11 protein-coding genes are annotated in these 13,932 nt (G+C 35.2%); all 11 read right to left on the bottom strand.

Annotated elements, in window-relative coordinates; genetic code table 11:
• Positions 1-80 precede the first annotated feature (80 nt).
• The 11 genes from NST77_RS25270 to ltrA (NST77_RS25220) all read right to left on the bottom strand — a co-directional run bounded on the left by NST77_RS25270 (position 81) and on the right by ltrA (NST77_RS25220) (position 13,206).
• Positions 81-629 carry a hypothetical protein gene (locus tag NST77_RS25270; protein WP_341123863.1) on the bottom strand — a complete coding sequence of 183 codons (549 nt, stop codon included), beginning with the start codon at positions 627-629 and terminating at the stop codon, positions 81-83.
• 20 nt (positions 630-649) lie between these two features.
• Positions 650-1,207, bottom strand: coding sequence for a hypothetical protein (locus NST77_RS25265; RefSeq protein WP_047944130.1), 558 nt, complete (start codon positions 1,205-1,207; stop codon positions 650-652).
• Positions 1,200-1,880 (bottom strand): hypothetical protein, encoded by a 681-nt coding sequence (locus NST77_RS25260; RefSeq protein ID WP_047944131.1) that lies wholly within the window; start codon positions 1,878-1,880, stop codon positions 1,200-1,202. Before NST77_RS25260 ends, NST77_RS25265 begins: the two co-directional genes overlap by 8 nt.
• Positions 1,868-2,518: a hypothetical protein gene (locus NST77_RS25255; RefSeq protein WP_341123862.1), complete on the bottom strand. Its 651-nt coding sequence runs from the start codon at positions 2,516-2,518 to the stop codon at positions 1,868-1,870. Before NST77_RS25255 ends, NST77_RS25260 begins: the two co-directional genes overlap by 13 nt.
• Before the next feature lie 285 nt (positions 2,519-2,803).
• Positions 2,804-3,532, bottom strand: coding sequence for a hypothetical protein (locus tag NST77_RS25250; protein WP_341118253.1), 729 nt, complete (start codon positions 3,530-3,532; stop codon positions 2,804-2,806).
• Positions 3,533-3,542: 10 nt separating this feature from the next.
• On the bottom strand, positions 3,543-4,142 hold the full coding sequence (locus tag NST77_RS25245; protein ID WP_341123861.1) for a hypothetical protein: 600 nt from the start codon (positions 4,140-4,142) through the stop codon (positions 3,543-3,545).
• Between the two features lie 229 nt (positions 4,143-4,371).
• Positions 4,372-6,186 (bottom strand): group II intron reverse transcriptase/maturase, encoded by a 1,815-nt coding sequence (gene ltrA, locus NST77_RS25240; protein ID WP_341123860.1) that lies wholly within the window; start codon positions 6,184-6,186, stop codon positions 4,372-4,374.
• 573 nt (positions 6,187-6,759) lie between these two features.
• On the bottom strand, positions 6,760-7,677 hold the full coding sequence (locus NST77_RS25235) for a hypothetical protein (RefSeq protein ID WP_341123859.1): 918 nt from the start codon (positions 7,675-7,677) through the stop codon (positions 6,760-6,762).
• A gap of 93 nt (positions 7,678-7,770) precedes the next feature.
• Positions 7,771-9,570 (bottom strand): group II intron reverse transcriptase/maturase, encoded by a 1,800-nt coding sequence (gene ltrA / locus NST77_RS25230; RefSeq protein WP_341123858.1) that lies wholly within the window; start codon positions 9,568-9,570, stop codon positions 7,771-7,773.
• A gap of 692 nt (positions 9,571-10,262) precedes the next feature.
• A complete protein-coding gene (locus tag NST77_RS25225; protein ID WP_341123857.1) occupies positions 10,263-11,054 on the bottom strand; it encodes a hypothetical protein in 792 nt (263 codons plus the stop codon).
• A 286-nt stretch (positions 11,055-11,340) separates the two neighbouring features.
• Positions 11,341-13,206 (bottom strand): group II intron reverse transcriptase/maturase, encoded by a 1,866-nt coding sequence (gene ltrA / locus NST77_RS25220; protein WP_171510404.1) that lies wholly within the window; start codon positions 13,204-13,206, stop codon positions 11,341-11,343.
• Positions 13,207-13,932: the final 726 nt, after the last annotated feature.

The raw sequence follows: 13,932 nt of genomic DNA, 5'->3' as shown, positions 1-13,932 counted from the left end.
TTAGATATTCAATTAATTGATATTATTATATCCTTTGAATCGCTAGATATCAACGTTTACTTCAAACTTTGATGGCTTTGTTAGTTTAGAATATGTCCATTGAGTAAGGTTACATATCGCCCTATACCATTTTCATCAATATACCAAGCTATTCGTGATGCTAAACCTATTGATGCATTATGATTATGAAGTGGTACTGCCGACTTATAGACTTTTTCTCCAGGATTAGGACTAACTAATACAATTGGCTTCTTATAATCATTAACTATCCAACAACCGTATTCTTGACAAGGAGAAACATACCAATTGGCATCCGTTCTTCCAGCTGGAAAATCCGGTTTAAAAGGATAGCACGATTTTTCTAAGGTTTCAATTTGTCCTTGTATCTCAGGATAAGAGATTTCCTCTTCTGCTAATCCATCCAATTCTTTTTGATTTATTTTTATATCCAGTTCCAAACTACTTATGGGTAAATATCTACTACATTTTGAAACAACGAACGGATTATCTACATCTACCTTATTCTTAATTGAACAGGATTCTGTTAAAACATCATAAAGATCACAAGAATTCCGGCATGTATAAGATATTTCTTTCGCATTTTTTGTATTATCTACTACTAAAGACAACAAGATATCACCTTCTTTATTTATGCTGCACCAAATGCATATGGGATTATAAAGCTAATAATCAATAGAAATCCCGCAGATGCCCATAGTCTCTTACTCCATCTACCAAATTCAGGGTGTTTCAAAAGTTTATAGAATAGAAACATCACTAATCCAACTAATGTCATTCCCACTACTGTATAAAAACCAGATAACTGTAATAAGTTTATTACATCAGTTGCAAACAGTGTAACATTTGTTGTGTTTATTGTAAATAATACAATTAAAAAAATACGAATTATAAAGAAAGAAATTGGAGCCCAAATTAGTACACCGGTAGCCCCTTTCATAACTTGCCCAGTTTTTGTAACAATTGAATACCCTAGCCTAACAACTCCAACCAGGAACATTATCGTAAAAAGAGATGAGAATAAACTAGAAACTATCGGTGCAGAATCATTTATGGAATTTCCCCAATTTGTAATCATATCATCCATAGATGGAGCATCACTAAAGGGATTTGCCATTGCTTTTGTAGGAATCAATAAAATTGTGATTATTATTAATGACATAATCGTTTTGACTTGGCTTCTAATCATTAAAGATCCCTCTTCGTTGATGAACTTTAAAAGTGAATTTGGACTCAAAAGTAGTGGATTGCATTCTACCATCAACAGCATAAACCTTATGTGAATAACTGAAATTATTGGCATTCTGATCCATGATATTTTCTACTGTAGCTAACCACTGAGAAATAATTTGTTTATTCACAGGTTTTGTTTTTGCCTCTTTTAAAAGAGGCGTAATTTTATTACCAGGAATTTTTAAACTTACATGGATGAGATTTGTCATGTATTTAAAACCACTTACATCAAAAAATTGGATGAAATTCCGATATTTTTCTAACACCTTAAATTGCTCATATAATGTACTCATTATTTTTGCCTTTTCTAGGCTTCCAGATAGTGGGATACTGATTGTTAAATCAATATTATGATGGTTCATTTCTCCTGAAGGTAAGACTTCTAAATGTCCTTGAAATGGACAATTTAAATCATCGCATAATGGTGAAAGCCAGCTATAATTAGCAAATATAAGATTTTCTTTTACATTTTCATAATAGTCATCTTCTTGCTTTATTTTCTCTGTACCAATTGGCCCTATTAAAACAAACTTATCTCTCGTTTTAAATTCTAATCTCGATAAGTTTAATTGTTTTTCCTTAATTGTTACCATAATCTCATTTATACTTTTTTCTCCTATACGAACCATTTCCATTTCTCCTTTTCATTTTTAAATTGTATTGGTTTTATCATTCCATTTTGGACTTTAATTTTTGTATAGAACGGTGTTTCTGGAAGATTGTCTATAAAATTATCAAAACTTGCTATCCATTGTCCTAAAACATCCGTTTTATTTTCATTTATTAAATAGGATTTTTCCTTAGGGTTAAGGTAAATTCGAATTTGATTTAACTGTTTTCTTTCTCCTTGAACCTCTATCGAATTAATTATGGGAAAAAGAGGGATGAGCTTTTTAAATTTGCTATATAATTGGGATAAAGTTGATAATTTATCAACTGCTTCTACAGGGATAATAATCTCTATATATTGCTCTTCCCGTATAAATTCACCTCTATCATTAATTTCTAAATTTACTGTAAAATCATGAACTTTAAGAGTGCTTAAAGGCAATAAGCTTCTCTCGTACATATTAATTACTTCTTGAGATAGCACCTCTAAGTAATTTTTCTTGAGTGACGTATTAAATGTATCTCCATATAAACAACCAATATAGAATTTATTATCTTTTATCCTATAATCTAAATTTAGTTTTTGAATATAACGATTGTCATCCTCAATCACAGACAATATAGATTCTAAACCAGCTGTGTTGATTTCAGATCTCATTCCACTGCCCCCTTTAGATGGCTTTTTATAATTTCTTTCATTTTTTTTATCATTGATGTACATTAGTATAGTATTAATATATATAGTAAAACTGTCGAAGTTTGTCGATTACAGGGATATTTTTACTAATTTTCATGAAAAATTCACCAAAAACTAGTTAAATAGACCTTTACTGGTGGATTTGTACCCGAGAGGATTCCCCCTTCACTAAATGAACAAATCCTAATTTGTTCATTTAGTGAAGGAGGTGAACTAAATTCACTTCCTCCGAATAGCAAATAACCCTTAAATTGCAGCTGCCTCATATTCGATTTTTTCATCCGGGATAATATAATCTGATGAAACAGCATGTTCTAAAATTTCTATCTTTAAAACTCTTATATTTTTTCCTTCTCTTTCAATTTCTAAAGACAAGGAATCCTTTCTATTTATTCGATACACACTTTCGCCAATATTTATCCACGCTCTTTTACCATCTGAAACATGAATATATTCCTCTTCCATACCTAGAACAGATACAAGCCAACGCTGCTTCCCTTGTAAATTATCAGCTATTTTTGTAGTGGGTATATCATCCACTTGATCCTCTATTTCTGAATTTACTTGTTTATTTCTACATTCTCGAGAAGTTGTGGTATTTAAATCTGTAAGGTTAAGTTCCTCTTCAAGAGGTCCACTTTGCTCGTCACATAGTTCCTCAAAATTAATTTCTTTAGTCAAATTCGATAAGTATTCTATTGTTCTATCATCTAATTCTGAAACAGTCGGAGTAATATGATAAATATTAGTTGGGCGCATAACTTCTTCCCAATCATCTTCCTGTATATTTAGATTTTGAGTTTCTTCTAAATAAATAATTTCATCTTTCGATTTAGGTTCTGTCTCTGTTGGAATTAATCCATTCTCTAAATAATACTGTTTCATCTTTAAATCCATACAGACTGCATGGAAAAAATATTCTATTAGAAAATACATATATACAAACCAATCTAAATTTATCGTAATAGTATGCATTTTTATCCTCCTAAAATAATTCGAATGCCAGCTGACCACTGACTACTCTAAGTTTATTTTTCTTTTCTGGTTTTTCCTCCACTAAATCAAACAAGGAAATTTGTGAACTATCATTATTTGTTTTAGACTCCCTCTCACTTCGAGTTAAATAGTCTACTATTTCACCATCAAGAGCTGAATCACTTCCAAAAGCAGCATATAAATCTACTTCCAATATCATTTCGTTAAAATGAAAACCAGGAATTTTACCTTTCTCTATATTGCTAGCGATAGTTTTAGATTTTCTTATAAGAACATTTCTTGAACTGTCAGTTTTAATGTACTTATTAGCCCATTCTTCGAAATATTCTTTGTTTGATTTTAATGAGAAATTCTTTGGTTTTCCAATATTAGAAAGAATTTCTCTAGCTCTATCAGACGCTTCTGCAACCCATTCTTCCGTACTTCCTTGAAGCACATTTCCTTTCTTTATCGACTGTATTAACATGGATTGTAAATCGCCAGTATCCCCTAACATAGCATTCAATCCATCACTTGAAACATCACCGTTAATAGCACCAGCAGCTTTATTCTTCATGGCTATCAATGTTGCCATTTGTTCTTGGTACATATTTTTATACGCTAAATAATACAGTCTACACTCCTCAGTTTGTTTTATTCTCCACGCTCTTCGTGCAGCTTGATTAATTGTAAATAAAGACCAACTAAATTGATAAAATATCAATGTTGGAGTACATAATAGTCGGGTAGGTCGGAGATGTTACCACCTCTTTCCCCCCTAAGAACCGTACTTGTACCTTTCAGCACATACGGCTCAAGCCATCTATCATCCTCTCAACTTAATAACGGAACTTCTTGAATGCTCTTTTCATAAGATTAATAGCCTTTTTACTATTCACGTCTTTGATACCATTGCTTTCTAGGTAGTTTACGACTTTTGGTAATTTCTTACCTTCGCCATAATTCTCTAACAATACATGGTGTGTTTTATGACATGATTTGTGTAGTAGTTCGAGGTTATCATAACTATCAACTCCGCCAATTACTACAGGCACTATATGATTGCTTTCAATTGGTTCTATTCCTTGTAAGGATTCACCACAAATTCTGCATTTGTATCTGCTCTTTTTCGCAAGTTTCCTTTTAGCATTAGTATTTTCCCTATTGAATATTTTCTCGTCACGTTTATCAAAGTAAACTTTAAGCGATGCGTCAAATGGACTATTATATTGTTTGATCTTTACGTGTCTTTCAATCTTAGTCCAACTCATGCGAATAAGCTGTTTCGTATTATCTTTTGGACACGTTAGGAGCCACTTGTCTTTGCTTACGCCTGTATTGTCTGGTTTAAAGTACATTTTCATCAGTTTTCTAAATGAAGTTCTATGATGTCTGTGTTTAAGGTAAATTACGACTTTTTCATTAACATAAGTATCAATGTCTCTGAAAATTACTTTGGCTACTGTTGGTGACCAATAGTTTGCAATCCCTTGTAATACACGATTCAGTTTTTCAATTAGATATGCTGTTTCTCTGCCTTTTCCCCAGTCGAATACTTCCTTGATTTTCTGTTTAGCATTTTTGACACTTTCAAGTGATGGTTTAATGAATAATTTATTTCCATCCTTAGTTGGGTATTGTTTGAAGTTAAATCCGAGGAAATCGAATCCTTCACTAATATGAACAACTCTTGTTTTCTCCTTTGCTAACTTCAATCCACGTTTGTCTAGATATGGTTGTAATTTTTCGTACATCCCAACGGCTTGTTCTTTCGTAGGGCAGACGATAACGAAATCATCTGCATATCTAACAACGCCAACTGACGAGGTATACAATGTATCTCCCTGTCTTTTAGAGTGGATATATCTTACTCCAATTTCTTCTTCCATCCCATGTAATGCTATGTTCGCTAACAGTGGTGAGATGATTCCGCCTTGTGGTGTTCCCTTGTCTGTTTTATGGAATGTAGCATTGTCAACGTATCCACTTTCCAACCATTCTCTAACGATTTTGTTATTTGGGAAGTTTTTAATTCTTTCCATAATAAGGTCGTGGTTTAAGTTGTCAAAGCAGCCTTCAAAATCACCTTCGAAAATCCACCCCTTAGCGCTTCCTCTGCTTAATTTCACGAATAAATCGCTCATAGCGTCATGTGCGCCACGTTTAGGTCTAAATCCATACGATGTCATTTCAAATTTTGCTTCCCACTGTGGTTCTAGAGCAGTTTTAAATACGTTTTGGTACACTCTATCAACAATTACAGGAATGCCTAACGGACGTTTCTTTCCATTCTTTTTAGGGATATATGTTCTTCTAGCCGGTTTAACCTTAATATTTCTTATACTGTACATTTTAAGTTTGTTGTATAATTCAACTCGCTCTTGCGGAGTGTTAGAAATATATCCGTCTATACCAGCTGTCTTTTTGCCTCTATTTTCTTGCGTTACGCGCTTAATACTTAACAGTAAATTCGCTTTACTTCTAAGTAGAAGTCTTTGTAATTTCCTTACTTTTCTCGTTTGTTTAAGTTGTTCGGCACGATAGATTCGTTGTTGAAGTTTCCTTACATAGCGATTAACTTTCATCCAATTAATTGAGTGCCAGTTATCCACCAGTGGGGAAACAGCCGACGCAACGTACTCGTTGGTTTTCATAACATATCTCCCTCTCTTTAAGGATTATTCTTTTCGCTTTCTATTCGTGTTGATGACCACGTGGAAGTCTGCAATCTTTCGATTTGGGTATTGCCCTATTCGACGGCTTATACAAATGAGTTTTCACCTTAACTTTCGTTATGTCGACATTCGCTTTCTCCACGTTCCTTTACCCTCTACATATTGTGGTTTCCTTACGGTCACCCTACCTTAGATGAGAGGAATGTATAGGGCTTACCAAGTTTCACTAATAATAGATACGTTAGGTTAGGCATCCTTCTTTACTCCGGTGGATCTATGGGTCATTTCGCAGTTCCTCGACCGTAGAACTTTTCCTATCCACATCTACAAGCTTGTTCAATCACAGTACGCTTGTTGTCGGTAACGAAGACTACAAAGGTTCAGCTTACGCTTATACCTTCCTAACTTTCCCTAGCTCTTTTGGAATTCTGTGTAAATTCCTCCATTAAGCATTTAACCCTCATGCAACCCAACAATTCGATTACTCGAAAAGCAGTGTCGGGCGGGAACGTCCTCAATGACTAAGACGGTTTCTTATGGAAACACTATTATTTAGCAACTTCTTGTCGCACGGTCTAATCCTACTTTCACTAATTCTTGAGATACAATACAAACATCATAATTTTCTTTTTTTATCTTTTTTTCTAACCATTCACTTCGTCTATTTGTACTTGTTGAAGAAGTATCCAGGATACAGACCTTAGCACCAATCATTTCTAAAATATGCTTTAATCGTGGTCTAACATCCCTACCTTCAACGCTTGACCCGGTATCTCGAACATAAACAATAGATTTTCTTCCTTCAGATATCTCGCCCTTAATTATTTCCTGTAACTTCTTCTCTTTACTAAGAATTCTTTCTTGTTCAAATGGTTCTGGCTTCCAAATAAGTTCACCATTCATATAAAATGCCGGATAAGTAAATGGATTATCTGGGTATGAAATTCCAGTCTGAGTTAACGGCATATATAATTTAAACCCATCTTCTAACTCCTCAATGGATCTTTCAAAAGTGTTGACCATTCTCAGATAATTTTGTTGAAGATCTTCATCTGGTTTCACTAGTATAGTTGGCACATTCACGAATTCAACTGGATCTGGCCAAACATCAACTAATCTAACAAGTACTGTATTTTGTACAAGAAATTTTGAAAAAACAAACGGTGAAATACCTGGTAGTATTTTCTCGTTTCTTTTTGTCCCACCTCTTGATTGCTTGTTTGTATATTCAGCATTGGAATCTTGATTATAAGTGGTAGTTTCAATTACCCCATATTCTTCGTTCCATTTTCTAACTTCAGAATATTTATAACCATTTTCCACCATCAAAGAAGGAAACAGCCTCCATAAGGTATAATAAATATCTTCCGCTTTTCCACCAAATAATGTTCCCGTTCCTCCAACCACTTTCTTAGCTGCAGCTGCAATACTTCCAAGTGCATTTCCTTGAGCACTAGTCGATGCTTTCAATATCCATAGGTAAGAATTTGATGTTATCTCCAACTTTTCCCCGGATCCACACCGTACGTGAACCTTTCAGCTCATACGGCGCTCCATCTAGATTTATCTAATAATAATCCTTTCGAGTTTACATAGCTTCCTGAGTTGGTTTAGTTTCTCGATTTGTTTAGTGTGAAGGTTGAATCTATTAACATACTTTAATATGGTTTCTTCCTTAGTAGCGTGTATCGCTATGTGTATATCCTTATGAACAACAACAAGGTTTTGAAATTCGTCTGTTCCACCAAGAGAGGTAGGCATTTTATGATGACAATGAACGTCAGCTGCTTTGAGAGGTACTCCAGTAACATGACATCTTCCTTTTTGTGCGGAGTATTTAGATAATCTATTATCCATATACTCTACACTTCTATTAGGAAGTCTGGATTTCATTAGTTCAGCTAGTTCTTTATCCCAATCAAAGACTTTTTCATCAGTGTATGGGTTAATTGCCTGCGAATAATTTAAATTATTCTTGGTCTTCACTTGACTTATTGGAAATAGGTACACACCAGCAATTCTGTATGTTTTACGAGTATTTTCGTAAAACTTTAGATATGCTCCTATTTCTGGAAGATTAATAGGTTTACCATACCATGCTATCTTTTTAAGTCGGCTTTTGAGAGTTCGAAGAACTCTGTATTCAATATCGCTCATATCATTAACAATGTGAGTAGCGTATTGGAAGTTATTTTGAACTCCTAATACTACGGAATTGTAAAGATTGGCGTTACCGGCCGTAGGATGTTTGTGTATGTTATGAATTCTATCCTTCAATTTCGCGATGATTTGTTTTTGTTTGTCGTCATCAATATGAGAATAAAAGACTCTTTTGTTTCCTTTTCTAACGGCTTTAAATATATAACCTAAGAATGAAGAAGATTTCTTTCTAAGATTTATAATTTTTGATTTGTTAGGTGATATTTCAAGTTTTAGCCTTTTGTTTAAAAAGTCCACGACTGCATGAAACCACTTAACTGCTGATTCATAACTATTGGTCATGATTCGAAAATCATCAGCGTATCTCACTAAGAATCCCTCTTTAAGTTTGGAATTTCTTCTAAGGTTTGTATATTTCGAGTGATTTACAGAGTATTTATACCTTGTTTCAAAGCTTTCCCACTGGTCTGCTACCCATTGGTCTAAATCATTTAGAACTATATTGGATAGAAGAGGTGATAAAATTCCACCTTGAGGTACTCCTTTTGATGGTATGCCTTCTCCTTTAATCGGCGCTTTAAGCATTTTACTTATGACCGAAATTACTCTCTTATCCCTTATGCCAATATTCCATAATTGTTTGAGTAGAATGGAGTGATTCACGTTATCAAAGAATCCTTTTATGTCAATATCAACCGTGAAGTGGTATTTATTGATATTTACTAGCGTTTGAACTCTTGCAACAGCATGTCTTGTTGTACGTGTTGGTCTAAAACCATATGAGTGATTGTAGAACTTTCCTTCACATATGGGCTCAAGTATATTTAAGAACATATGCTGTACTATGCGGTCTCTTATACTCGGAATACCTAAAGGTCTTTTCCCTTTTGAATAATTTTTAGGTATCCATACACGTCTGACTGATTTGGGTTTGTAGTTCAATACTAGTTTTCTCAAATGATGAATAAACTTATCTTGATCAACTTTAGCAAGGTCTAGAATGGTTTGGTCATCCGTTCCCGGAGTCTTTGCACCCATATTAGATTTAACTTGCCGATATGCTAGCAAGATATTTTCATCGGAAATAATAATCTCTAACAAATCCTTAAAGTTTTTAGTACCTTCGCGGCTCCTCTGAAACAAATCATTTTGTATTCCCGTGAAATCGTAATATTGTTTATGTCGATTTGCTATTGCGCTCATTGGTGTAGAAATCATCTCCTTAAAGTGATTTCCAACTCACCTTCTTACCCGAAAGATGAGCTACAACTCTAACTCGGATTTTAATTAGAATTCTAGACTTGGGTCTATCCCTCCACTATGTTTCCATAGCTTCAGCGGTACTGTGACCCTACTTTCACAACCATAAACACACTTCAATTCGTAAGAATCTTATAGTGACCTCCCCACTGATAGGTGTTTAATTAGGAGTTGGTTGCTTACCACGTTCCGATATACCTAGCTTTGCATATACCCTTAGATGGTCGCTTTACACCTGTGAGCCTTATAGCCTCATCGTTGGCTATCCCGATTTTCATAACGAACAATTTTACTCATCGGTATCTCACCCTACATTTAGTAGTACGAAGGGTTTCCCAATCGTCAATCCTCTAGGCGCGTACATTCGCAATCTTCGTCAGTTCCCCACGGAACATTCTCATCATAGGTATTTTATAGCGTCCCGGCCTATCTCCAACCATACCTTCTCTATAAGAGTGGCTTCAGATTTGAATTCAGCCGACTTCACCTAGTTCCATACAGAATGCTTGTATTTCTATCAAATACTTGCATGTAGGAGTATCAGACTGTCGGTTTCAGCTCAACGTGACGGCTTTCATTTCCGACATCGGTATATCAGTTGTATCTAAGATTATTCTTAGACCACCTATTTCGTATCAAACGACACTTATAAGGTAACGTGTCACACGTTCATGAATCTCATCCACAATTGCAATATCAAAAAAATTTTTCATTTTTCTTCGAATGTATTCAATACTAGCAACTCTTCGTGGTTGACCCTGCTTTTTTGGTACCTCTTTTTGGTTACTTTGAATATGCTCTAATAAGTTCTTATTTCCCTCTTTAATGGCATGAATCAATTTCTTTTCATATACATACCATTCTTTTATTGATGAATAACGAGTTGCTACCTTCTTGGTCCATAAGCTTTCTCCACATTCTGAACAAAAGGCATTTGCGGGCTTTTGTGTATTTTGGAGCCTTCTTCCAGTTCCGAATTCGTCTTTATCCATGGTTCTTGTAGAACGCACTTCTATTTCTTTAGAAGGTTCATCCGTATCAGGAATCATTTTTATATCTTCAATTACCTGGTGAGCCTTTCCACAAGAAGGACAATAATAACCATATCGATAAGGTAATCTATCTTCACTTTGCTGTTTACTAGTTTTTTTCTGACTAAATTGAACAGCCGGAACGATAGATGAATCTCCTCTCATGGTCGTAAAAGATATAACGAAAAAAACTGGTTTTTTTGGTTTCTTTCTTCCACTCATTAACCAATCACGATGATAATTAATTAATTGACTCGTTCTTTCAATTACTCTCACTTCAGCATGAGGAATTATTTCTTTAATCTCTTCTGGCCACTTTTTAGTTAAAGAAGGTGGGCACATTAAAACACTATGATATCCTTCTTTATTTTTCATATCCGATAGTACATCAGCCACAGCAGTCATAATGGTACTTTATGTGTGGCATCCCAATCCGTAAGGATTGAGGTAGCCACTACCCATTTCGGGTGCGATAGGTAAGAATTTGAAGTAATCTCCATCTTTTCCCCCGCCTCACACCGTACGTGCGATTTTCACCGCATACGGCGTTCCATCGGGAAGCCATATTTTAAACTGTTGTCTCAGTTCTCCATAAAGCCTGTTATAGCATTGCGACTATAACTGACATCACACTAATTTGTTCAAATACGAATAAGAGTTAATTAATCCTCGAAAGCCGTACTTATTTAGCCTCTTTAAGCAACTTTCTAAGTTGCTCTATTTTCTTTCCACCTTTGGTATGGGTAACAGGATTTTCATTGTGAACCAGCTTGTGGCATGTTTTGCATAAGGAAACTAGATTTATCACCTTATTGACTTTATTGAGCGGTAGTTTAGGGTTTTTGTGATGTGTATTAAGATTCCATTCATATAGTGAAACCTTACAGCAGTTACATTTCCCCCTATCTCTGTTAAATGCGTACTCTCTATTTAGATAGAATTCGAAATTATATATCGGATAACGGTTATTGAGTTGATAGAAAGGAATATCCTCTTGGAAGAAATTCGGTCTTTCTAGTGCCTCACGTTTGCCAGTTGTCCGTTTATAAATATTTCTACCTTCTTCTGTGTAGGGAGACATTAAGAGATTCACTTTCATTGCATTACGTTTAGGAGTAAATGCAAATTTGGTTATTCCTACTTTGGCTCCATGCTCTTCAACGAAGAACACCTTGCTTTTTTGCTCTTTATGTCTATCTCTTCTATTTATAAGGGTGTCCGCTGGAGTAGTTAGTTGATGATATCGTCCTCGACGATTGTTCATAAACAACCATGTTCTCCATTGGGCATAATGAATACGTTTATCAAACCCTTGAAATATAGTAGATACGTTGGCGATTTTATAATAATTTGCTATACCGACAATCTTTGAGTTGATACTCTCGATTATGGCAACCTGTTTGGATTTAGTACCGCGATGGTCATAAAGGGTTTTAATATCTTTATTAATTTCCTTTATTTTCAATTTGGCTTTATCCATATTAGGAATAGCTTTTCCTTGTATGCTGCCTTTTCTAAGCCGATGTTCTTCTGCAAAAATCCAGAATCCTAAGAAATTGACCCTATTAGTTCTCACATCAGTAATTAAGGTCTTTTCCTTGGATAGCTCCAGTTTCAATTGGTGGTTAAAATATTTCTCCACTTTTTTGAGAATCCTTTTGGCATTTTCCTCACTTTTACAGAGTATAACCCAGTCGTCTGCGTATCTGATTAGAAATGTATCTTCGTGTCTTTGACGAACACGTTGTAACCCATTTCGAGAAACGTCTTTGACCTTATACCTAGCTGGATGCTCTTGGAACATTCTAGCAATCTCCCAATCAAAGTAATTAAGATAAATGTTAGCCAGAAGAGGTGAGATGATACCGCCTTGTGGTGAACCACTAACGCTGTCTCTGAAGTTACCTTCTTCCATAATTCCTGCTTTTAGCATCTTCTTAATCATCATAAGCACTCTTTTGTCTCGGATTCCTAATGTCCACATTATTTCAATCAACTTATTGTGATTGATATTATCGAAATATCCTTTAATATCGCCCTCTATTACCCAATAGGTTTTGCTTCTCCTAATACGTTCTAGTGTTTCAGCAATGGCTTGTTCAGCTGAACGCATTGGTCTGAAACCAAAGCTGTAATGGTAAAACTTAGCTTCTGCTATGGGTTCAATGACAATTTTGGCTATTTCTTGTATGATGCGGTCTATCATGTTAGGAATACCCAAGGGACGTTGCTTACCATCTGATTTGGGAATGTACTTTCTTCTTACTGGACTAGGTTGATAATTATTGATATTCCTACGAATTAGGGACATCAACTTATCTCTGTCCATTTGAAGATAGTAATCAATAGTCTTACCATCAATACCAGCAGTTTTGCTTCCTTTATTACCCTTGATATTATGAATGGCGGTCAGTATAGTCTGCTCGTTCTTCATAAGTTCAATAAGGTTATAGAAAGGTTTATTGCTTTCTTTGGCTAATCGGTACATACTATCAAGTGCTAGTTTTAGCTCTTTTTCGTTTTGTGGAAATTGTTTATTATCCTTCATTTCTATGTGGATCGCCCCCTTGATTAGAGAAAATGGACTATCCGAAATGAATTAACTCTTTTACTCTCACATGGTTCGTTTGAACATTTTCCTCAATTAGTGCAATACTTCTCGACTAACACCCTTCCCTAGAATAGTTTCTACCCTCTCTTACATTTCGTTGCAGAAGCAACTTATAGCAAGATACAAACGGCTATTCATTATTGGTACTATGGTGTCGCTGACTTCCAATAAGTTTCATAAGTTCCAATACCTCCACTTATTGGCTCTCGCACGTTCCCTTTAAACCAGCCCTTCTTTTACATTCCTTAGATGCCCTCTATACTCCGGCGCAACTTGTTCATGAGTAGACTATTCCTAACTCTCATGAATCTTATATAGGCACTGGAAAGACCTATATAAGCAATTTCTCTACTGGCAAAAGGGAAATACCTTCACGCAAATCCCAACCATATATCTCGTTATTAGGTTGGGGAATGAGTAACGGAGCGTACATACGAGGGTTCGATTTCGCTCATCATAGAATGTTTTTAAAGCCTACCGCCCTATATCCACGTTCAACGAGTTCGCTTCAAGGACGACTTCACCTAGCTTCAGACCTCTATCACATTGGAATGATAGACGCATGTAGGAGTCTCATAGACATGACTTGACTTGGAATATTAGCCATGACAGGGAAATTTCACCCTGTAAATCGTTTAAAGAGTTGTAACCAATCTTATAAAG

Source organism: Niallia sp. FSL W8-0177, from assembly GCF_038006285.1.
GTDB classification, from domain to species: domain Bacteria; phylum Bacillota; class Bacilli; order Bacillales; family Cytobacillaceae; genus Niallia; species Niallia circulans_A.
The sequence above is the reverse complement of the archived record's forward strand: the minus strand, read 5'-3'. Positions and strand labels throughout refer to the sequence as shown.

Coding starts and splice junctions, on each gene's coding strand:
- NST77_RS25265 (WP_047944130.1), bottom strand. CDS start 1,207: ATGATTAGAAGCCAAGTCAAAACGATTATGTCATTAATAATAATCACA.
- NST77_RS25260 (WP_047944131.1), bottom strand. CDS start 1,880: ATGGTTCGTATAGGAGAAAAAAGTATAAATGAGATTATGGTAACAATT.
- NST77_RS25255 (WP_341123862.1), bottom strand. CDS start 2,518: ATGAGATCTGAAATCAACACAGCTGGTTTAGAATCTATATTGTCTGTG.
- NST77_RS25250 (WP_341118253.1), bottom strand. CDS start 3,532: ATGCATACTATTACGATAAATTTAGATTGGTTTGTATATATGTATTTT.
- NST77_RS25245 (WP_341123861.1), bottom strand. CDS start 4,142: ATGTACCAAGAACAAATGGCAACATTGATAGCCATGAAGAATAAAGCT.
- ltrA (WP_341123860.1), bottom strand. CDS start 6,186: ATGAAAACCAACGAGTACGTTGCGTCGGCTGTTTCCCCACTGGTGGAT.
- ltrA (WP_341123858.1), bottom strand. CDS start 9,570: ATGAGCGCAATAGCAAATCGACATAAACAATATTACGATTTCACGGGA.
- ltrA (WP_171510404.1), bottom strand. CDS start 13,206: ATGAAGGATAATAAACAATTTCCACAAAACGAAAAAGAGCTAAAACTA.